20 protein-coding genes are annotated in these 19,472 nt (G+C 66.4%); 10 read left to right on the top strand and 10 right to left on the bottom strand.

Annotated elements, in window-relative coordinates; all coding sequences use genetic code 11:
- The first annotated feature begins 350 nt into the window (after positions 1 to 350).
- Both U5S82_05310 and U5S82_05305 read left to right on the top strand, forming a co-directional pair.
- Positions 351 to 2,192: an ABC transporter ATP-binding protein/permease gene (locus U5S82_05310; GenBank protein MDZ7751079.1), complete on the top strand. Its 1,842-nt coding sequence runs from the start codon at positions 351 to 353 to the stop codon at positions 2,190 to 2,192.
- A gap of 19 nt (positions 2,193 to 2,211) precedes the next feature.
- Entirely contained in the window at positions 2,212 to 2,535 is a 324-nt protein-coding gene (locus U5S82_05305) for a S24 family peptidase (protein ID MDZ7751078.1), read from the top strand.
- Positions 2,536 to 2,555: 20 nt separating this feature from the next.
- Here U5S82_05305 and U5S82_05300 read toward each other — a convergent pair whose 3' ends face one another.
- The 6 genes from U5S82_05300 to U5S82_05275 form a co-directional block, all read right to left on the bottom strand.
- Positions 2,556 to 3,938, bottom strand: a complete 1,383-nt coding sequence (locus U5S82_05300) for an EAL domain-containing protein (GenBank protein MDZ7751077.1) — start codon at positions 3,936 to 3,938, stop codon at positions 2,556 to 2,558.
- Positions 3,939 to 4,073: 135 nt separating this feature from the next.
- Positions 4,074 to 4,265, bottom strand: a complete 192-nt coding sequence (locus U5S82_05295; protein ID MDZ7751076.1) for a hypothetical protein — start codon at positions 4,263 to 4,265, stop codon at positions 4,074 to 4,076.
- Positions 4,266 to 4,315: 50 nt separating this feature from the next.
- Complete coding sequence (locus U5S82_05290; GenBank protein ID MDZ7751075.1) at positions 4,316 to 4,843, bottom strand: CIA30 family protein; 528 nt, start codon at positions 4,841 to 4,843, stop codon at positions 4,316 to 4,318.
- 5 nt (positions 4,844 to 4,848) lie between these two features.
- Positions 4,849 to 5,382, bottom strand: coding sequence for a glutathione peroxidase (locus U5S82_05285; GenBank protein MDZ7751074.1), 534 nt, complete (start codon positions 5,380 to 5,382; stop codon positions 4,849 to 4,851).
- Positions 5,383 to 5,474: 92 nt separating this feature from the next.
- Positions 5,475 to 6,131 carry a ChrR family anti-sigma-E factor gene (locus U5S82_05280; GenBank protein ID MDZ7751073.1) on the bottom strand — a complete coding sequence of 219 codons (657 nt, stop codon included), beginning with the start codon at positions 6,129 to 6,131 and terminating at the stop codon, positions 5,475 to 5,477.
- Complete coding sequence (locus tag U5S82_05275; protein ID MDZ7751072.1) at positions 6,128 to 6,685, bottom strand: sigma-70 family RNA polymerase sigma factor; 558 nt, start codon at positions 6,683 to 6,685, stop codon at positions 6,128 to 6,130. The genes U5S82_05280 and U5S82_05275 overlap by 4 nt, the downstream gene beginning before the upstream one ends.
- A gap of 205 nt (positions 6,686 to 6,890) precedes the next feature.
- Here U5S82_05275 and U5S82_05270 point away from each other — a divergent pair, with 205 nt between their 5' ends.
- Genes U5S82_05270 through U5S82_05250 form a run of 5 tightly spaced genes read left to right on the top strand, consistent with a single transcriptional unit; the run spans position 6,891 to position 12,248 of the window.
- Positions 6,891 to 8,252 (top strand): FAD-dependent oxidoreductase, encoded by a 1,362-nt coding sequence (locus U5S82_05270; GenBank protein ID MDZ7751071.1) that lies wholly within the window; start codon positions 6,891 to 6,893, stop codon positions 8,250 to 8,252.
- On the top strand, positions 8,249 to 9,022 hold the full coding sequence (locus U5S82_05265; protein ID MDZ7751070.1) for a DUF1365 domain-containing protein: 774 nt from the start codon (positions 8,249 to 8,251) through the stop codon (positions 9,020 to 9,022). Before U5S82_05270 ends, U5S82_05265 begins: the two co-directional genes overlap by 4 nt.
- Before the next feature lie 31 nt (positions 9,023 to 9,053).
- Positions 9,054 to 10,334 (top strand): cyclopropane-fatty-acyl-phospholipid synthase family protein, encoded by a 1,281-nt coding sequence (locus U5S82_05260; protein ID MDZ7751069.1) that lies wholly within the window; start codon positions 9,054 to 9,056, stop codon positions 10,332 to 10,334.
- 34 nt (positions 10,335 to 10,368) lie between these two features.
- Positions 10,369 to 11,709: an MFS transporter gene (locus U5S82_05255; protein ID MDZ7751068.1), complete on the top strand. Its 1,341-nt coding sequence runs from the start codon at positions 10,369 to 10,371 to the stop codon at positions 11,707 to 11,709.
- The gene (locus tag U5S82_05250) at positions 11,706 to 12,248 is read left to right on the top strand and encodes a DUF3833 domain-containing protein (GenBank protein ID MDZ7751067.1); all 543 of its coding nucleotides are present in this window, start codon (positions 11,706 to 11,708) and stop codon (positions 12,246 to 12,248) included. The genes U5S82_05255 and U5S82_05250 overlap by 4 nt, the downstream gene beginning before the upstream one ends.
- A 169-nt stretch (positions 12,249 to 12,417) precedes the next feature.
- On the opposite strand, the gene U5S82_05245 is transcribed toward U5S82_05250, so the two are convergent.
- Positions 12,418 to 12,981, bottom strand: a complete 564-nt coding sequence (locus U5S82_05245; GenBank protein MDZ7751066.1) for a hypothetical protein — start codon at positions 12,979 to 12,981, stop codon at positions 12,418 to 12,420.
- A gap of 224 nt (positions 12,982 to 13,205) precedes the next feature.
- Between U5S82_05245 and U5S82_05240 the strand changes: the two genes are divergently transcribed.
- On the top strand, positions 13,206 to 13,823 hold the full coding sequence (locus U5S82_05240) for a cold shock and DUF1294 domain-containing protein (GenBank protein ID MDZ7751065.1): 618 nt from the start codon (positions 13,206 to 13,208) through the stop codon (positions 13,821 to 13,823).
- 611 nt (positions 13,824 to 14,434) lie between these two features.
- Positions 14,435 to 16,609 (top strand): glutamine synthetase III, encoded by a 2,175-nt coding sequence (locus U5S82_05235; GenBank protein ID MDZ7751064.1) that lies wholly within the window; start codon positions 14,435 to 14,437, stop codon positions 16,607 to 16,609.
- Between the two features lie 34 nt (positions 16,610 to 16,643).
- Here the strand turns inward: U5S82_05235 and U5S82_05230 are convergent, their stop codons facing one another.
- From U5S82_05230 to U5S82_05220, 3 genes are read right to left on the bottom strand one after another with little or no spacing between them, the layout of a single operon-like run.
- The gene (locus U5S82_05230) at positions 16,644 to 17,096 is read right to left on the bottom strand and encodes a nuclear transport factor 2 family protein (GenBank protein ID MDZ7751063.1); all 453 of its coding nucleotides are present in this window, start codon (positions 17,094 to 17,096) and stop codon (positions 16,644 to 16,646) included.
- Positions 17,093 to 17,851: an SDR family NAD(P)-dependent oxidoreductase gene (locus U5S82_05225; GenBank protein MDZ7751062.1), complete on the bottom strand. Its 759-nt coding sequence runs from the start codon at positions 17,849 to 17,851 to the stop codon at positions 17,093 to 17,095. The genes U5S82_05230 and U5S82_05225 overlap by 4 nt, the downstream gene beginning before the upstream one ends.
- Positions 17,844 to 18,530, bottom strand: coding sequence for a DUF6134 family protein (locus U5S82_05220; GenBank protein MDZ7751061.1), 687 nt, complete (start codon positions 18,528 to 18,530; stop codon positions 17,844 to 17,846). The genes U5S82_05225 and U5S82_05220 overlap by 8 nt, the downstream gene beginning before the upstream one ends.
- A 195-nt stretch (positions 18,531 to 18,725) precedes the next feature.
- On the opposite strand from U5S82_05220, the gene U5S82_05215 reads away from it, so the two are divergent.
- Complete coding sequence (locus U5S82_05215; protein ID MDZ7751060.1) at positions 18,726 to 19,451, top strand: hypothetical protein; 726 nt, start codon at positions 18,726 to 18,728, stop codon at positions 19,449 to 19,451.
- The last annotated feature ends 21 nt before the right edge of the window (positions 19,452 to 19,472 follow it).

Below are 19,472 nucleotides of genomic sequence, written 5' to 3'. Positions count from 1 at the left end.
TAACCACGAAAAACGCGAAGTTACGCGAAAAGGGAGGAGATCAGGGAGATGTGGAGGTTAAACCAAGCGCAGCGGTTCCGCCGCTCCGCCCCGAAGCTAACTCTTTCCCTTTTCCCATTTCCCTATTCCCTTCGGCCACCATTATCAGCACATTGCCCCCGGCCTGCGGCAAGCTGAACGGCGAAAAGGGAATTTCGAATTTTGAATTAACGGCCCGCCCTTCCCCGCCCCGGCAGTTACCCCCGCTTTTCCAATTCAAAATTAAGAATTCAAAATTGGTGTATCCCCCCCTCTATTCCCCAAAGCGCCTGGCTGTAAACCTCCCCGCCCGATGATATTTTAGGCGCCCAATGTACACCCAGGGATACACCGAAGATCCTCACCGCAACCGCAGCGACCTGCGCAACCTGCGCCTGATGCTGCCCTTCATCTGGGACTATAGGGGGCGGGTGCTGTTCGCCCTGGCGGCGCTGCTGTTGGCCAAGGTGGCGAACGTGGGGATCCCGCTGGTGCTGAAGGGCATCGTGGACGCCCTGGAGCAGAGCCCCGAGACCCTGCTCGCCCTGCCGGTGTTTCTGCTCGCGGCCTATGGCGCGTTGAAGCTGGCCGCCACCTTGTTCAACGAGTTACGGGACGCGGTGTTCGCGCGGGTGCGTTACCATGCCATGCGCAACCTTTCCAACCGCGTGCTCGGCCACCTTCACGAGCTGGCGTTGCGCTATCACCTGGAGCGCCGGACGGGCGCGGTGTCCAGCGACCTGGAGCGGGGCTCGCGCAGTGTCAGCTCCATCCTCAACTATCTCACCTTCAGCATCCTGCCCACGGTGGTGGAGTTCGGGCTCATCATCGGCATCCTGCTGGTGAACTACGACCCCACCTTCGCCCTGGTGTGCCTGGGCACGGTGGTGGTCTACGTGGTGTTCACCCTCAAGGTCACCAACTGGCGCATGCACTTCCGCCATGCCATGAACCGCCAGGAGTCGGAGGCCAACAACCAGGCCATGGACAGCCTCGTGAATTACGAGACGGTTAAGTACTTCACCAACGAGGCCCACGAGGTGGCGCGTTACGACCGCACCCTGGCCGACTGGGAATACTCGGCGGTGAACAGCCAGACTTCCATGTCCGCCTTGAACTTCGGTCAGGGCGCCATCATCGCCATGGGCGTCACCGTTATCATGTTTTATGCCGCCGCCGGGGTGGTGTCCGGCGAGCTGTCCATCGGCGACCTGGTGCTGGTGAATGCCTTCCTGCTGCAGCTCTTCATCCCGCTCAATTTCCTTGGCATCGTCTATCGCCAGATCCGCTATGCTCTGGCGGACATGGACCGGGTATTCCGGCTGCTGGAGACGCCCGCGGAGATCGCCGACAGGCCCGATGCCGCGGAACTGCGGGTGACGGACGGCGAGGTGGCCTTTCGCCACGTGGATTTCGCCTATCAGCCCGAGCGCGCCATCCTCGAGGACGTGGATTTCGTCATCCCGCCCGGCCACAAGGTAGCGGTGGTGGGCCATAGCGGCGCCGGCAAGTCCACCCTGGCGCGGCTGCTGTTCCGCTTCTACGACGTCACCGGCGGCGCCATCACCATCGACGGCCAGGACATCCGCGACGTGACCCAGGACAGCCTGCGCCGGGCCATCGGCATCGTTCCCCAGGACACGGTGCTGTTCAACGACACCGTGTACTACAACATCGCCTACGGCCGCACGGCAGCGCGCCGCGAGGAGGTGGAGCAGGCGGCGCGGCTGGCCCACATCCACGACTTCATCGCCTCTCTGCCGGATGGTTACGATACCCGGGTGGGGGAGCGGGGCCTCAAGCTGTCCGGGGGCGAGAAGCAGCGGGTGGCCATCGCGCGGGTGATCCTCAAGGCCTCGCGGATCCTGGTGTTCGATGAGGCTACGTCGGCCCTCGACAGCCATGCCGAGAAGGCCATCCAGAAGGCCCTCGACGAGGTGGCCGCTCACCACACCACCCTCGTCATCGCCCACCGGCTGTCCACGGTGGTGGATGCCGATACCATCCTGGTGATGGCCGCCGGGCGTATCATCGAACGCGGCACCCACCGCGAACTGCTGGCCATGGACGGCACCTACGCCCGCATGTGGGAGTTGCAGCAGGCCCAGGCGGAGGAGGGCGTGGCCGTGGCGCCGCCCGGTGGGCCTGCGGATATCAACCTGAAGACGGCGTGAAGCCGGGGAGGTCTGCCCGATGGACGAGTTTTACAGTAGCTGCGCCGAGGCCGAGCCCTTCGCCCTCCAGGTACTGGGAGACAGCATGGAACCGGAGTTCATCGACGGCGCGGTGATCATCATCGATCCCTCGGCGCCACGGGTGGACGGCGCCTTCGTGTTCGCCACCCAGGGGGAGGAGTACATCTTCCGTCAGCTGCGCATCCCGGCGGACGGCCCACCCTACCTCAGCGCCCTGAACGATGCCTATCCCGACCTGCCCCTGCCTGGGGGCTTGGCGGACGTGAAGGGGGTGATCATCCGCCAGACCCGGCGCCGGCGCTGGAAGAAGATCTACGATTGATCCACGCCCGCCCCGGGGGGCTAATTGGGCAGGGCGGTGCCGGCCTGAAGGTCTAGCGGGACGCGCTCGTCGATGAATCCCAGCAGTTCCTCGAAGGGGATGGGGCGGGCGAACAGGTAGCCCTGAAAGCGCTCGCAGCCGCGGGCGGCCAGGAACTCCACCACCTCCGGGGTCTCCACGCCCTCCGCCACACTGTGGAGGCGCAGATGGTTGGCCATGGCCAGGATGGTCTCCACGATGACGGCGTCGTCTTTGTCCACCAGCACGTCGCGGATGAAGGAGCGGTCCACCTTCAGGGTGTCCACCGGCAATTGTTTGAGATAGGCCAGGGAGGAATAGCCGGTGCCGAAGTCGTCGATGGAGAACCGCACGCCGTACTCCCGCAGCCTTTCCATCTTCTCCACCGCCCGCTCGACGTTGTCCAAGAGGCCGCTCTCCGTGACCTCGAGGCGGATGTAATTCAGATCCGCGGCGGTGTCGGCGGCGATGGCGATGATGGTGTCGGCGAGCCCCGGCAGCAGGAACTGGCGCGGACTCAGGTTGATGGAGACGGTGGGTGCCGCCGCCCCGTAGCGCCGGCGCAGCCGCGCCAGGTCCTGGCAGGCGGTGCGTAACACCCAGTTGCCGAGCTCGAAGATGATGCCGCTCTCCTCCGCCACCGGAATGAAGTAATCGGGGGTGATGAGCCCCCGCTCGGGGTGGTGCCAGCGCACCAGGGCCTCGACGCCGAAGGGATGTCCATGGTGATCCACCATGGGTTGGTAGAACACCATGAGCTGATGGTTGGCGATGGCCGTGCGCAGCTCCTTTTCCGCCTGCAGGCGTTGGTTGACGGCCTGCTGCATGTCGGTGCGATAAAAACAGACCGTGTCGCGGCCTCCCGACTTGGCGCTGTACATGGCGGTGTCCGCTTGGCGCAGCAGGTCGTCGCCGTCCTCGTCGCCCACCGGGAACAGGGTGATGCCGATGCTGGTGGACATGTGCAGCTCGTGGCCATGGGCATGATAGGGGGTGTGGCTCAGGATGCGCTGGAGTTCGGCGGCGAAGGCACCGGCCTCGGTGCCCGCCTGGGCCTCGGAATTCCCCAGGTCTGACAGCAGCACCACGAACTCGTCACCCCCCAGCCGGGCGGCGGTGTCCTCTCTCCGCACGCGGTGGCGCAGGCGCTCCGCCACCTGCTTCAGGACCTGGTCGCCGGCCGGATGGCCGAGGGAGTCGTTGATGTTCTTGAAATGGTCGAGGTCCAGGAACAGCAGCGCCCCCATGTCGCCGTGGCGCCGCGAGCGGGCCAGCTCCTGGCCGATGCGTTCCGCCAGCAGGCGCCGGTTCGGCAGGTGTGTGAGTTCGTCGTAATAGGCCTGGCGCCGGGTATGCCGTTCCGCCAGCTCGTTGGCGTGGCGCATCTCCAGGGACTCGGTGATGGTGTCGTTAGCGATAATGGAAGTCCACCAGCCCTGGGTGGATATGCCCCCGGTCCGGCCCCGTGAGCGTATGCGTGGCTTTCATTTCCGATCACAGCGGCTTTAGGGCATGAAAGTTTAGAAAAACTGCTTGCTGATCCAGCGCCGGCGTTTCACTCGTTCGGCCCGTTCGGCATGCATCATGGCGATCCGGCCGTCCGGTCCGCGGCAGCTGATGGAACTCAGATTGGTCTCGTAGCGAAGGGCCTGCCCAACGGATACCGGAGGCGGCGGGCCCTCCGGGGCATGGGTGGCGGTCAAGGCGGGCATGGCCTCGTGGCGGCGATCAGGGGCGCGGCTCGCAGCCGCCGCGGCGCCCGTCAGGCGCGATAGAAGGCGATACGACGAATGCATACCTCGGCGTGGAAGGCCCGGCCGATGGCCACCACGGCGAGGCGGCGCAGATCCCTGAGGTCGAAGGGTGCGGTGAGGCGGTGGGCGCGGAACAGGGGGAAGGGCAGGAGCACGGTGGACCACGCCGGCCGGGCGACGAAGGTGGCGCGATAGGATTGCCAGGGCCGGTGGACATCGCCCGTCTTCAGGTGCAGGCCGTAGGCGTCGCCGTTGCCCGCCACCTCCAGCAGCACGCCGTGATGGGCGGAGGCGTCTCGCTGGGCGGGCGGAAGGTCCCGGTTGATCTGCAGGAACCCGCCGTCGTTCTCCAGCCGCACCTCCCCGGACATACACACGCAGGTGGCGCCATCCCGCTCGGCGGTCACCATGGTGCCGCGGGACAGGCCGCCCATGACGCCGTCCTCGACCAGCCGCCAGCCGGCGCTGGGGGCCGGTGGCGCGGCCCGCCACAAGTCGCGGGTGGCGATGGGTGGGGTGCTGGTTGGGGCTGGCATGGGGTTCAGAGCAGGGACTCGATGGCCTTCACCAGCTCCCGGGCGTCGGGTGACACCTGGCTCGGGAAGCTGGCCACGAGGTTGCCGTCGCGGTCCAGCAGGTACTTGTGGAAGTTCCAGCGCGGGTATTCACCCGCCAGCTCCCCGAGGCGGCGGTAGAAGGGGTCCGCGTTACCCTTGGCGGCCCGGGTCTTCTCGAACATGGGAAACTCCACGCTGTAGGTCAGGCGGCAGAACTCCTGGATCTGCGCCTCCGTGCCCGGCTCCTGGCCGCCGAAGTCGTTGCTGGGAAAGCCGGCCACCACCAGTCCGCGTTCCCGGTACTGGCGGTAGAGGTCCTCCAGCCCTTCGTACTGGGGGGTATAGGCGCACTTGCTGGCGGTGTTCACTACCAGCACCACCTTGTCCCGGAAGGCCTCGCACAGGTGCACGGTCTCGTCGCCCGCGAGGCGTTTGAAGCGGTGGTCGAGGGTCTCGGCGCAGGCCAGGGCGAGCTGGGGGGCTCCCAGCAGGGCGGCGGCGATGACGAGAACTCGCATCATGGTCGGATCTCCACATCAGGATGGTCGGATTTGAATGTCCTCGGAAGCCCTCGCCCCACTGCCATGCAGCAGGGCGGGTTGCGGCGTTCTCAGATGCCGAAGAAGGGCTGGAGCATGCGGCTCACGGGGTCCGAGAAGCGCAGCCGCTCGTCGGTGGCGATGAGACAGATGCAGGGTTCGCTGGTGTCCGCCACCGGCTGGTGGTGGATGGCGACGTCCACGTCCGCCACATCCCCGGCCTGGAAGCGGCCTATCTGGTCCATGAAGGAACCTTTGAGCACCAGGGTGAGTTCCGAGCCGCCGTGGCCGTGCTGGGGAATGGTGGTGCCCGGGGCGATGGAGAGCAGCCGGATGGTGCCGTTGCCGCAGTCCACGTCCCGCAACACGTGCTGCTTGATGCCGGGGGCCAGGGTGCGCCAACGTATGCCTTCCAGGCCCCCGGGCAGATGGGCGGCCAGCACCGCCGGCAGCCCGTCCAACCGGGGCGGCGGCGGGGAGGACGGGGCGGCGGACTCCTCATCCGCGCATACCCGGGTCCACACGGCGTCGAAGCTGGCGCCGGACAGGGGGGCGTCCTCCAGGGTCTCCATCAGGCCTCCGCCCAAGACCTCGGTCTCCATGACCCGCCGGCGGCAGCGCGGGCAATGTTCCAGATGGGCGGCCAGCAGCAGGGAAAACCCTTCGCTTACACTGCCGGCGCCGTAGGCCACCAGGGTGGCGTCATCGGGATGGTGTCGAATGTTCATAACTCTTCTCCCAGAGCCTTCCTCAGCTTGCCGAAGGCGAGCCGCAAGCGGGACTTGACGGTGCCCAGGGGCAGGTCGAGTCGGGCCGCGATTTCAGACTGACTCAGGCCCTCGAAATAGGCGAGATTCACGATCTCCCGTTGCTCGGAGGGTAGCGCCGCAACCCGGGCGCGAATCTGTTCGCCATCGATGCGGTCGGTGGCGCGATCATGGTCCTGGGCCTCGTCCGCCTGTTCCGCCACTTGGTCCAGGTCCACCTCATAGAAACGCTGGCGCCGCAGCCGGTCGATGCGCAGGTTGCGGGCCACCCGGTAGACCCAGGCGCCGGGCACCGCCTTGGCGGGATCGTACTGATGGGCCTTGCGCCAGATCTGCACCATGGTCTCTTGGGCCAGTTCCTCGGCGTGGTGCTCCGGCGCGCCCTGGCGCAGCAGGTAGCGCTTTATCTTGGGGGCGAAGTGGTGGAACAGGGCCTCGAAGGCCTGGCGGTCCCGGCGTATGCCCACCGCCGTGAACCATGCGATGAGTTCATCCTGGGAGGGTGAATCGTCCATGCGACTTTGGTTAATAATGAGCGCTGCCTGCATTGTCGTGGGTCCAGGGTGAACTATACACAGCTACGGCGCCCCGCGGGATCTGGATCATGCCCTGGACGGGACGCGGTGTGAGGGGCACGCATCGGCTGATCCGCCTGTCCCGGGGTGCCGTATCAAGTCCTGACTTCATTGACCCCTCGGGGCCCTACAGGACGAATCAGGCATGGCACATACCCCCCTCGACATCGCCGTCATCGGCACCGGGATCTCCGGCATGGCGGCGGCCTGGCTGCTGGCGCAGCGACATAACGTGACGGTCTTCGAGAAGGACGACCGCGTGGGCGGCCACTCCAACACCGTGACCCTGGACACCTCCGTCGGCCCGGTGGCCGTGGATACGGGTTTCATCGTCTTCAACGACCGCAACTACCCGAATCTGGTGGCTCTGTTCGACCACCTGGGCGTGGCCAGCCATCCCAGTGACATGTCCTTCGCCGCATCCCTGGATGGCGGGCGTTTCGAGTACTCGGGATCGAATTTCTGGGGCCTGCTGGCGCAGGCGCGAAACATCGCGCGACCGCGCCTGTGGCGCATGATCAGGGACCTCCTGCGTTTCTACCGGGAGGCCCCGGTCGATGCCGCCAAGCCGGCCATCGAGGGCCTCACCCTGGGGGAGTACCTGCATCTCAAGGGCTACGGCAAGGCCTTCATCCACGACCACCTGCTGCCCATGGGGGCGGCCATCTGGTCCACCCCCGTGAACCGCATGCTGGATTATCCCTTCCTCGCCTTCACCCGCTTCGCCGCCAACCACGGCCTGCTGCAGACCCGCGATCGGCCCCAGTGGCGCACCGTCAGTGGTGGCAGCCGGGTATACGTGGAGTGCCTCACGGCAGACTATGCCGGCCGCATCCGCACCAATGCCGCCGTTACCCAGGTGAGGCGGGCGCCGGACGGCGTGTGGGTGGAGGACCGCCAGCACGAGGTGCGGCGTTTCGACCACGTGGTCATCGCCACCCACGGCGATCAGGCGCTGGCCATGCTGGGGGATGCCGACGGCGCCGAGCGCCGCCTGCTGGGGGCCTTCCGCTACGAGCGCAATCTCGCCATTCTCCATTCGGACCCGAGCCTCATGCCTCGGTCCCGCCGGGCGTGGGCGAGTTGGAACTTTATGGAACAGCAGGGCATGGACCAGGGGGGCATCTCCGAGCGCAAGGTGACCGTGACCTACTGGATGAACCGGCTCCAGGGGCTGCCGACGGCGCTGCCCCTGTTCGTCACCCTGAATCCCCAGGAGATGCCCCGCGAGGACACCATCCACCGCAGCTTCCTCTACGAGCACCCCGTGTTCGACGTGGCCGCCATGCGCGCCCAGCAACTGCTGTGGAACCTCCAGGGCACCCGCCGTACCTGGTATTGCGGGGCCCATTTCGGTCACGGCTTCCACGAGGATGGCCTCCAGGCCGGGTTGGCGGTGGCGGAACAGCTGGGGGGCGTGGCCCGGCCCTGGCAGGTGGACGAGCCCAACGGCCGCATCCATGTCTATCCGGTGGCTGGGCCCGCCGGGAGGGCCGTCGCGGCATGAGGGCATCCGCCATCTACCGGGGGCGCGTGGGCCATGAGCGTTTCACCCCCCGCCACCACCGCCTCGACTACCGCGTGTTCTCGCTGTATCTCGACCTCGACGAGCTGCCCCTGCTGGACGCCGGGCTGCGGCTGTTCGGCTACAACCGGCGGGCCTTCTACTCCGTCCATGATCGCGACCACGGCGACGGCAGCCCGCTGCGGGACTACGTGCGGGGCCAGCTGGCGCGGGCCGGGCTGGCGGATGTGGACGGCCCCGTCCGCCTGCTGTGCTACCCGCGGATTCTCGGGTACGTCTTCAACCCCCTGTCCGTCTACTACTGCCACGACCGCGCCGGCATTCTGCGGGCCCTTATATATGAGGTGAGCAACACGTTCGGCGAACGCCACAGCTACCTCATTCCCGCCACGGCGGACGAAGCGGTGGTGCGCCACGGTTGTGACAAGGAATTTCACGTCTCCCCCTTCCTGCCCATGGACTGTCACTACGACTTCGAGGTGCAGCGCCCCGGGGAGCGCCTGGCCATCGCAATTCGCGAGCGCTGTGGCGGGAAGCGGGTGTTGGACGCCTGGTTCGGTGGCCGGCGGCTGGCCCTCAACGACCGCAACCTGTGGTCCATGGCCTGGCGCATGCCCCTCATGACCCTCAAGGTCATGGGCGGCATCCACTGGGAGGCCCTGCGCCTGTGGGCCAAGGGCGTGCCCTTCCACCAACGGCCCGCCGCGCCGCGGGAGGCCGTGAGTTTGATCGACCAAGACCGACCTCGCTAACCCACCCCGCTAACAGGGAGCCACCTTACCTATGAGTACCAAAGAGATCGCCGCCACCGGCTTCGGCCTGCGCTGGAACGTGCCCCTCGTGGATGCCGGCCTGCGCCTGGGGGGGCGCATCGTCGGCCTGTCCCTGAGGCGCCTGCTGCAGCGTATCCGCATGGGGACCCTGACGGTGGAGTTTCCCGACGGCAGTCGCCAGACCTTCCGCGGCGACCTCGCGGCCGGCCCCGAGGCCAGCCTTCGCATCAACGACTACGCGGCCCTCACCCGGCTGTTCCTGAAGGGGGACACGGGCTTCGCCGAGTCCTACATGGACGGCCACTGGGATACCCCCGATCTCGTGGGCTTCATGACCCTGGTGAAGCACAACGAGGACCATTGGAGCCGCCAGCTGGAGGGCAGTGTCCTGAGCCGCGCCGTCAACCGCATGTTTCATCGCCGGCGGGATAACCATCGCCGCGGCAGTCGCCGCAACATCGAATACCACTACGACCTCGGCAATGCCTTCTATGCCGCCTGGCTGGACCCCACCATGACCTATTCCGCCGCCCTCTTCGGAGCGGGCAGCGGCGAGCCCGGCCAGGGGGATCTGGAGACCGCCCAGCGACGCAAGTACCGGCGCATCGGGGAACTCGCGGGGATCCACGGCGCCGCCGACGTGCTGGAAGTGGGCTGCGGCTGGGGCGGCTTCCTGGAGCATGCCGTGGCCACCACCGGCTGCCGGGCCACGGGCATCACCCTCAGTCGTGAGCAGCTGGCCTACGCCGGGGAACGCCTCGCCCGCGGCGGTCTGGCGGAGCGGGGCCGGGTGCGCCTGGAGGACTATCGCGACGTGGCCGGCAGCTACGACGCGGTGGTGTCCATCGAGATGCTGGAGGCGGTGGGGGAGGCCCACTGGCCCGACTACTTCCGTACCCTCCACGGGCGCCTCAAGCCCGGGGCGCCGGCGGTGGTGCAGGTGATCACAATCGACGACAAGGTGTTCGAGAGCTACCGCCGGCGCCCGGATTTCATCCAGCGTTATATCTTCCCCGGCGGCATGCTGCCCTCCCCGGGCCGCCTGCGCCGGGAGGCCCGCCGCGCCGGCCTGGTGCTGGACCATGTGGAGACCTTCGGCGCGGACTACGCCACCACCCTGCGCTTATGGCGCGAACGCTTCCACGCCGCCTGGCCGCGGCTGCGGGAACTCGGCTACGGCGAGCGCTTCCGGCGCTTGTGGGAGTACTACCTCTGCTATTGTGAGACGGGCTTTCGCGATGGCGTCATAGACGTGGGGATCTACCGTTTCCGCCGCCCGCTCCAGGGGTAACACCCTCGGCACGGGCACCGTAGCCCTCTACGGCCTGCCGGGGCTGGTGACCGCCATCCCCATGATCCCGGTGTTCACCCTGCTGCCGGCCTTCTATGCCGAGGAGGTGGGCCTCGGGCTCGCGGTCACCGGCGCGGTGATCTTTCTCAGCCGGCTGGTGGACGTGGTCACGGACCCCCTGGTGGGACGCTGGGCCGACCATGCCGGCGGCGCCTCGGTGGGGCGCCTGGTGGGCGGCGGGGCCCTGCTCGCCGCCCCCGCCCTGGTCCTGCTGCTGGCGCCCCCGGCCGGGGTGGGCTGGTTGTGGTTGCTGGCGTGGAGCGTACTGCTCTACCTGGGCTGGACCCTGGTGCAGATCCCCTACCTCACCTGGGGGGCCACCCTGTCGCCCGACTACCACACCCGCACCCGCCTCACCGCCAGCCGCGAGGGGGCGGTGCTGGTGGGCATATTGCTGTCGGGCGGGCTGCCTGCCGCCTTCGGGCTGCTGGGCTACTCCACCGCCGCGAGCCTGGCGGCCATGGGCTGGGTGGCCGTGGCGGTGGGTATCCCGGTATTCTGGTTGCTCCTCACCCGGGTGCCCCGCCCCCGGCCCCATACCCCCGCCCCGGGGGGCTGGCGGGGTCTGCAGCGCAACGGGTTGTTCTTGCGCCTTCTCAGCGCCTGGTTTATCAACGGCCTGGCCAACGGCTTCCCGGCGGTGCTGTTCCCCCTCTACTGCGCCCACGTCCTGGCCGTGGACGACGCCACCCGCAACCTGCTGCTGGCGGTGTACCTGGTGTGCGGCGTGGCCGGCGTGCCCCTGTGGCTGATCTTGAGCCGGCGCCTGTCCAAGCACCGGGCCTGGGCCAGCGCCATGCTGGTGGCCTGCCCGGCCTTCGCCGTGGCCGCCACCCTGGGGTCCGGCGACATATACCTGTTCATGGCCATATGCGTGGTCACGGGCCTGTGCCTGGGGGCGGACATGGTGCTGCCCCCGGCCATCCAGGCGGACGTGGCGGACTGGGACCGCCTGCGCTTCGAGCGCAACCGCACCGCCGGTCTGTTCTCCCTGTGGAACATGTCCACCAAGCTGTCCCTGGCCCTGGCCGCCGGGGTCGCCCTGCCGGCACTGGGGGCCCTGGGCCTGGAGGCGGCGCCGCCCACCCCCGCTTCCCTCTTCGGCCTGACGCTGATCTACGCTCTCGTGCCCTGCGTACTGAAACTGACGGCGGTGGTGATGATGCTCCACCTGCCCCTCACCCCCCGGGCCCAGCGGGCCGTCACCCGCGGCCTCGAACGCCGGGACGGGCGGCGGGCCGAGGGGCACGCGGCCGGGGCAGACCCTGTCGGGTCCCCGGGGCCGCGCCACCACCTCCAGGAGACACCCTCATGAAACGCCTGTTCATCGCGGCCCTGTTGGTCGCCGCCACCACGGGATGCACCACCATGAAGCCCGAGACCTTCGCCCAGGGCACCCCCGCCTTCGATGTATTCGAGTACTTTATCGGCACCACCCGCGCCTGGGGTGTCTTCGAGGACCGCTTCGGCACCATCCGCCGCCAGTTCACCGTGGACATCCACGGCGAGGTAAGGGACGGTGAACTGGTGCTGGAGGAGAGCTTCCAGTTCGCCGACGGCGAGACCGACCATCGCACCTGGACCATCCGTCGCGACGGCGAAGGCGGCTACCGGGGAACCGCCGGCGACATCATCGGCGAGGCCGTGGGCCGCGCCGCCGGCAACGCCCTCAACTGGCGCTACGACATGGACCTCGAGATGGGCGACAACACTCTGCGGGTGACCTTCGACGACTGGATGCTGCTGCAAGCCGACGGCGTGCTCATCAATCGCGCCTGGGTGAAGAAATTCGGCATCGAGATAGGTTCCGTGTCCATATTCTTCAAGCAGCAGGACACCGGGCCGGAGGCCTGAGCGGCTGACCCCGGCTATCGATGATTTCACTCAACTACGAAAGACGCGAAAGAACAAGAGATGATGGCGGGCGCGTCTGGCCCGACACCCCGAGCCCACCGGCCCCTCGCCCAGCTTGCCTTCCCTTAACTTGTACTTTCCGCGTCTGCCGTAGCTCCCGTTTTCTTCCTTAATTGAGTGTGTAATGCGTAGGTTGGGATGAGGAACGAACCCCAACATCGGTTTTTAGCGACCAACGCGCCCCCGTTATTTCGAACCGATCAGCAATCAGATGGCGGCACGCGCCTTCGATCACGCCGGTTGCTATCGGGTAACCCTGTTGCATGAACTGGTCGTAACGCAACATCGCAGTATGGTTGGTCAAGTAATTCGCCACTGTCGCGATGACCTCTTGCTGGGGGTGGCTGTAACCCTTTCTGCGGTAGATGACTTCGCCAAACATACTCTCTATCTGACGCTCGCAGCCTTCCCGGTAATAGGTGCGCCCGACGTTGTCATGACCCGTCACCGCTTCCCGCTTCACCTCTTCATTCGAGCGCACATCAAGCCTCGCCTGATACAGCAGCCGGCACAGCTCCTGCCCTTCCTGGTGGATCATGCTTTCCAGTTCGTCATGGAGTTGATTGGACACTTCAGGTGACCGCAAACGGCCGATCACTCGCTCTAGCCGATCCCTCGTTGCGGTGAATTCATCGAATGTGGTCGGCTCGACTTTCGTATATGCTTTTTGCACAGGGTGTCTCCAATGGGGGGGGAGTTGGCCTCAAACTGCTTGTCTCCCCGTTGGTTACACCCTGTATTCTCTCCGCAAAATATGAAACTGCTTGTTTCTATTGGCCGATCAACTAGTTCTATAAGATCTGCACCCGAAGCATTTAAGAACGGCTCGAACTCGACAGACGTCTCGCGTGGCGCTGCGAAGCCGGCGGCTTGAACTGGGGTGGAGGAAAAGTGCCCGTGAGAACGAAGGGGAAAATTGCATCGTGGAACGATGACAAGGCGTATGGCTTCATCTCGCCGCTGGCAGGAGGTGAACGTGTATTCGTACACATCAAGGCCTTCGCAAATCGCACCCGCCGCCCGGTGGTCGGGGATATCGTGACCTATGGGGTGGCCACGGATAGGCGGGGCAGACCGTGCGCGGAAGGGGCCACCATCGCGGGTGTGCGGAAAGCGGTAAGGCCCAAATGGTCGTCCGGCGCGCTGCCGGTTTTTATGGCCGCAGGGTTTTTGTTGGTGGTCGGTGTCGGGGTTCTTGTATCGGCAGTTCCCGCGCCCCTGCTGCTGATTTACCTGGGTGTCAGTGCCATTACGTTTGCTGCTTATGCCCTCGATAAAAGGGCGGCTGCAGAAGGGTCCTGGCGTACCAGCGAGGGTACGTTGCACCTTTTGGCCCTCGTTGGGGGGTGGCCTGGCGCGGTGGTGGCGCAGAGTCGGTTACGGCACAAAACGAGAAAGCAACCATTCCGAGCGGTTTTCTGGGTGACGGTGGTCATGAACTGTGGTGCCTTTGGCTGGTCGCTGACTTCGGAGGGTACTGAAGCATGGCGCTCGGTTGCGGCTGCGGTGGCGTGAAGGCCGACGACGCGTTCGAGGTATTCGCTGGGCTCAGGTGGGTGGCGGGCCCTCGGCGCCTTTCCGCCTGTGGCCTTCCGTTTTTTCGCATGCGCCCGTTGCGGGTGACCGCTCAGCCCCCCGTTGGGGGTCATTCCAGCTGGATCCCGAAGGATCGGACCTGTGTACATATTGGGGGGGCTATTGGGGGGTCAGAGTAAAAACTCTCCCGCCAACATGACGTAGCTGCATTACGAACTCAACGGTCTGCTCTTCCTGGTTTTTACTGACCCCAACTTGCGCTAGTTTTTACCCTGACCCCAAATTGCGGTCCCGTGCTCCCGGCTTCGGGGCCAAGATGGCGCGGGGTGCTCCGCAGTGGTGCGTGCGCCGGGAGCACGGCCATGATCGCCGGCGGCGGCCCGCCGGAGCCGCCGCCGGACGTCTTTCGGCCACTTCACTCTAATGGCATGAAAACATAGCATTTTGTTGGGGCCGGGGGGCGCTGCTGGTGGAAACGCCCGGGGCAGTGCGCCGGTTGGCCTTTATGGCACGCGCCTTGCTTAGCATATTCCGCACCTTCCCCGCGGCGTGGCGCCGCGAGCCCTCTCTCCTACCCGAGGACCCATCCCATGCCCGGAAACGAATCCCGCCTGCAGGCGATCGACCATATCGCCAACCGGGCGGCCATGCCGCCGAAGACCCCGGAGCCCCTGGAGAACCTGTGGGCCGTCGACGTGTTCAATCTCGCCAAGATGCAGGCCAGCCTGCCGAAGGCGGTCTTCAAGTCCCTCAAGAACACCATCCAGACCGGCGCCGAACTCGACCCCACGGTGGCCGATGTGGTAGCCGCGGCCATGAAGGACTGGGCCCTCAAGAAGGGGGCTTTGTACTTCTCCCACGTGTTCTATCCCCTCACGGGCCTGTCGGCGGAGAAACACGACGGCTTCATCATGCCCGACAGCGACGGTTCCGCCATCACCGAGTTCACCGGCAGCCTGCTGGTGAAGGGCGAGCCCGATGGCTCCTCTTTCCCCAATGGCGGTATCCGGGGAACCTTCGAGGCCCGGGGCTACACCGCCTGGGACGTCACCAGCCCCGCCTACATCATGAACACCGACAACGGCAAGACCCTGTGTCTGCCTACGGTCTTCATCTCCTGGACGGGGGAGGCCCTGGACAAGAAGACCCCCCTGTTGCGTTCCAACGCGGCCATGGACCGGGCGGCCCGGCGGGTGCTCGGGCTGTTGGGTGAGACGGACATCGCCCCGGTCAACTCCAGTTGCGGTGCGGAGCAGGAGTACTTCCTGGTGGATACCAATTTCGCTATCGGTCGCCCCGACCTGCTGCTGGCCGGGCGTACCCTGTTCGGCCGACCGCCGGCCAAGGGGCAGGAGTTCGACGACCATTATTTCGGCGCCATCCCCGAACGCGTCCAGGTGTTCATGCAGGACGTGGAGGAGCAGCTCTACCGCCTCAGCATCCCGGCCAAGACCCGCCACAACGAGGTGGCACCGGGGCAGTTCGAGATCGCGCCCTACTTCGAAGTCGCGAATGTGGCCGCCGACCACCAGCAACTGTTGATGACCCTATTGAAGAGCACGGCGAAGCGCCATGGCTTCACTTGCCTGCTCCACGAGAAGCCCTTCGCGGGCATCAACGGCTCCGGCAAGCACGTCAACTGGTCCATCGGCAACAAGACCCAGGGCAACCTGCTGGACCCCGGTAAGACGCCCCATGACAACGCCCAGTTCCTGCTCTTCTGCGGCGCCGTGATCCGGGGTGCCCACAAGTACGGCCCCCTGCTGCGGGCGGTCATCGCGTCGGCGGGCAACGACCACCGGCTGGGTGCCAACGAGGCGCCCCCGGCCATCCTGTCGGTCTATCTGGGTAGTCAGCTGGAGGATGTCTACGAGCAGATCCGCCGGGGTGAGCTGACGGGTTCGCGGGCGGGCGGCATCATGGATATCGGCCTGCCCACCATCCCCACCTTCAATAAGGATGCCGGCGATCGCAACAGGACCTCGCCCTTCGCCTTCACCGGCAACCGCTTCGAGTTCCGCGCCGTGGGTTCCAACCAGTCGGTGGCGGGCCCGCTGATCGCCATGAATACCATGCTGGCGGATTCCCTGAACTGGCTGGCCGACGGCATGGAGGCGGAGATGGCCGCCGGTGCCACCCTCAACGAGGCCATCCTTAAAGTGCTCAAGGTCGTCATGGAGGAACACGGCAACGTGGTGTTCGGGGGTGACGGTTATTCTGCCGAATGGCACCGGGCGGCGGTGGAGGAGCGTGGGCTCATGAACATCCCCACCACCGCCGATGCCCTGCCGGCCTTCAAGGACCGCGACATCGTCCGCCTGTTCGAGTCCACCGGGGTGCTCACCCCCGTGGAGTTGCACAGCCGCTTCGAGGTCTATGCCGAGCAGTACATCATGGCCATCTCGGTGGAGGCGAAGCTGGTGATCAGCATGGCCAAGACCCTCATCCTGCCGGCCGCCACTCGCTATCTCAGGGAATTGGCGGCAAGCACCGCAGAGGTGGCCGCCATGGGGCTGGAACTCGGCAAGGAGAGCGCCACCCGCATCGCCGCGGAGATCGCCGCCATGATGGCTCGTGTGGACGAGTTGGGGGAGGCGGTGGAAATGGCAGATTTCGCGACCGATGAGGAGCATCTGCAGCACTGCGCCGGCACCATCCGCAGGCTCATGGATCAGGTCCGGGTGCATGGGGATGTCCTGGAGGGGGAGGTGGCCGACGACATGTGGCCCCTGCCCACCTACCAGGAGATGCTGTTCATCAAGTAATGCGGGCGCCCCGATGATGGCCTCTCATTACGGATCAGGCGCGGCCCAGGGCCAGCAGGCCGCGCATGAGGGGGCCGATGAGGGGCAGGCGGGCGTAGAGGCCGCCGGCGGCGTCCCAGTAGTCCACGTGGGCGCATACCCGGCCATCCGCGGCGAAGGTGATCTCGCTCATGCCCGTCACCCGCCAGTCGCCCAGGTATTTCACCCGACCGCCCAGCTCCCACTTGATGAAGGCCACATCGCCGGACCAGGCGGTGTCCAGCACCGTGAGGCGGACGTCCCGGATGTTGCCGAGGGTGTGTGCGAGTACCCGCAGCATGGCGTCATGGCCTCGCACCTCGTTGAAGGGGTCTCTGAACAGGACATCCTCGGTGGCGCAGGCCGCCAGGGCCTCACGCGCCGGCAACCGCCCTTCCCGCAGGACGTCGAACAGCCCGATCCAGGCCGCCAGGGCGGCCTTACGCGCGGCGGGCGCGCCATTGTTCATTCTTTGGCGAGCCGTGCGGCCAGGGGAAAGAACAGGCCGTAGGGCAGCAACCGGGCGAGCTTCATGACCAGGGCGAAGCGTCGCGGGAAGGCGATCTCGAAGCCCGTGCCCCGCAGGCCGGTGATGATGGCGGTTGCGGCGTCTTCCGCTGTCATGAGGTCCGGCATGGTGAAGTCGTTCTTCTCGGTGAGGCGGGTGGCCACGAAGCCCGGGTTGACGATGCGCAGATCCACGCCGCTGCCGCCCAGTTCGGTGCGCAGGGTCTCGGCGAGGTTGATGAGGGCGGCCTTGGTGGGGCCGTAGTAGGCGGCTTGCGGCAGGCCACGGTAGCCCGACAGGGATCCCATGAGGGCCACTTGGCCGCGGCCCCGTTCCTTCATGGCCGGCAGCACACCGTGAAGGCCGTTCACCACACCCATGTAGTTGACCTCCATATGGCGGCGGAACACCGCCGGGTCACCGAGCCCTCCGGGCAGGGGATCGTAGGTGCCGGCATTGAAGAGCGCCAGGTCCAGGGGGCCCTGACGGCCCTCCATATCGGCCACCGCCGCGGCCATGGCCGCGGTATCCGTGACATCGAGGGGCCGGGGGGTGATGGCGGAGTGTGCGTCATGGAGTTCCTCCAGGGCTCCGGCGCTGCGGGCCGAGGCGGTGACCGCGCAGCCCCCCGCAGCGAGCCGCAACGCCAGGGCACGCCCGATGCCGGCGCTCGCCCCCGTCACCCACGCCGAGGTCCAGGGCAGGTCTTCAGCCATCGTGGCCGGAGCCATCGTGGCCCGTGCAGTTGCGGCAACGGTATTCGATGATGGAGCCGTCCCGGGCCTCGAAGTCCATGGCCAGCCAGCGCCCGTCGTCGTCGTACCAGCTGTGGAGCCGCAGCTCGCCATCGAAGCGGTACCGGGTGGCGGCCACGGTGGCCGAGTCTAGAGTCAGGGCGTCTTCGCCCACCCGCTGCACGGTAATGTCGTTGACCTTGCCGGTGAGGGTGTTCAGTACCCGCTGCTGCTCCAGGATAATGGGATGCCAATGATTGGTGGGCACCAGGGGCAGGGGCAGCCGGCGCTCGCCGTCGGCGTCGGTGACTTGGAAGGCGTCGTCCCGGCGCTGGCCTGTGAGGAACAGTCGCTCGCCGTTGTGATTCACCTCCAACCGCAGGGATTGCAGCTCGTCGCGGCTCCACAGCTCCTCGGCCGAGTAATTCAGACTGTAGACCGTGAGTCCGAGGAAGCTCACCCGCAGGCGGGTATCTATGGAGGCCCGGGTGGTATCGCCCTCCTTCTGAATCCGCACCTCATGGGTGCCGATGGGACGGCCCTCGCGCGAGACGTCGAAGACATAGCGATGGTCCGTCGCGGACGCACTCGCGGCGCCTGTCGCGAGGGATGACCAGAGCAGGACCGAGGGGACCAGGGCGACGAGGGTGACCGATTTCATGAGTATGGCAACACGGAGATGGAGGATGGTATTGCCTTCAAGATACGGCGGCTTCCGGCCCGTGGATCACTGGGGCGCGAAGCCTTCTGGGGGCGGCGCCCTGACTCTGTTATGCTCTCGGACACCCATTCACCAGCCCCGACACCTTTGACCATTTCCGCAGACAGACAGAGCCTGGCCTTCATGAGAGCGGTCATGTGGGGCTTCGCCGGGGTGTTGTACAGCGCCGTGTTCCTCGGGGTGTGGCGCTATCTCGGTCTCGAGGGCGGGGCCTGGTGGCACCTGCCCGTGGCCACTGCCGCGGCGGGGGCCTTCGTGGCCGCCTTCTACAGCGCCAAACGGGCGGCCATCGTGGGCGCCGTCGCAGGGACGGTATCCAGTCAGGCCGCCCTCATCTACTTCCCCTTCGAGGATGGCCCCGGCAAGCTCATCACGGCCACGGTGGTGACGGGCCTGGTATTCGGGTTTGTCGCGGCCTTCTTTTATGAACGGCGGCGCGGTTCTCTCGCGGTGGTGGTGGTCGGAGGGGTGGCGGGTGCTATCGCCGGTCTCGCCTTGAGCGGGTTGGTATGGTTCCTTCCGGAACCGCCGTGGACCATGGTGATGACCTTCCTGCTGGTGCCCGTCACCGGCTCCATGTTCTACCTCTCGGCCCTCTCGGCCGAACAAAATCGCAGCGTGTACTTTCTTCCCCATGCCCTGAGTGTGGCCCTCGCCGCCACCTGGGTGTCGCTCATCGTGGGCAGCAGCATGTGGTTCCTGGCCCTGTCTCTGTCCTACGACCTCGAGCCCGTTGCCAAGGCCGCCCTGGAAGCGGCCTTCGATGAGTTTCCCGCCGCCCTTCTGGGGGGCGTGCTGGGCGGGGCCAGTGCGGGGGCGGCTATGGAACTGCTGAACGTGCGCTGGGTGTCCCGCATGTGAGCCCCGGCCGGCGGGCCGCGG

The organism is Gammaproteobacteria bacterium (genome assembly GCA_034522055.1).
Classification (GTDB): domain Bacteria; phylum Pseudomonadota; class Gammaproteobacteria; order JAABTG01; family JAABTG01; genus JAABTG01.
Note: the sequence above shows the minus strand (reverse complement) of the source record. Positions and strands in the feature narration are given on the sequence as shown.

Coding starts and splice junctions, on each gene's coding strand:
- U5S82_05310 (MDZ7751079.1), top strand. CDS start 351: ATGTACACCCAGGGATACACCGAAGATCCTCACCGCAACCGCAGCGAC.
- U5S82_05305 (MDZ7751078.1), top strand. CDS start 2,212: ATGGACGAGTTTTACAGTAGCTGCGCCGAGGCCGAGCCCTTCGCCCTC.
- U5S82_05300 (MDZ7751077.1), bottom strand. CDS start 3,938: ATGCGCCACGCCAACGAGCTGGCGGAACGGCATACCCGGCGCCAGGCC.
- U5S82_05295 (MDZ7751076.1), bottom strand. CDS start 4,265: ATGCCCGCCTTGACCGCCACCCATGCCCCGGAGGGCCCGCCGCCTCCG.
- U5S82_05290 (MDZ7751075.1), bottom strand. CDS start 4,843: ATGCCAGCCCCAACCAGCACCCCACCCATCGCCACCCGCGACTTGTGG.
- U5S82_05285 (MDZ7751074.1), bottom strand. CDS start 5,382: ATGCGAGTTCTCGTCATCGCCGCCGCCCTGCTGGGAGCCCCCCAGCTC.
- U5S82_05280 (MDZ7751073.1), bottom strand. CDS start 6,131: ATGAACATTCGACACCATCCCGATGACGCCACCCTGGTGGCCTACGGC.
- U5S82_05275 (MDZ7751072.1), bottom strand. CDS start 6,685: ATGGACGATTCACCCTCCCAGGATGAACTCATCGCATGGTTCACGGCG.
- U5S82_05270 (MDZ7751071.1), top strand. CDS start 6,891: ATGGCACATACCCCCCTCGACATCGCCGTCATCGGCACCGGGATCTCC.
- U5S82_05265 (MDZ7751070.1), top strand. CDS start 8,249: ATGAGGGCATCCGCCATCTACCGGGGGCGCGTGGGCCATGAGCGTTTC.
- U5S82_05260 (MDZ7751069.1), top strand. CDS start 9,054: ATGAGTACCAAAGAGATCGCCGCCACCGGCTTCGGCCTGCGCTGGAAC.
- U5S82_05250 (MDZ7751067.1), top strand. CDS start 11,706: ATGAAACGCCTGTTCATCGCGGCCCTGTTGGTCGCCGCCACCACGGGA.
- U5S82_05235 (MDZ7751064.1), top strand. CDS start 14,435: ATGCCCGGAAACGAATCCCGCCTGCAGGCGATCGACCATATCGCCAAC.
- U5S82_05230 (MDZ7751063.1), bottom strand. CDS start 17,096: ATGAACAATGGCGCGCCCGCCGCGCGTAAGGCCGCCCTGGCGGCCTGG.
- U5S82_05225 (MDZ7751062.1), bottom strand. CDS start 17,851: ATGGCTGAAGACCTGCCCTGGACCTCGGCGTGGGTGACGGGGGCGAGC.
- U5S82_05220 (MDZ7751061.1), bottom strand. CDS start 18,530: ATGAAATCGGTCACCCTCGTCGCCCTGGTCCCCTCGGTCCTGCTCTGG.
- U5S82_05215 (MDZ7751060.1), top strand. CDS start 18,726: ATGTGGGGCTTCGCCGGGGTGTTGTACAGCGCCGTGTTCCTCGGGGTG.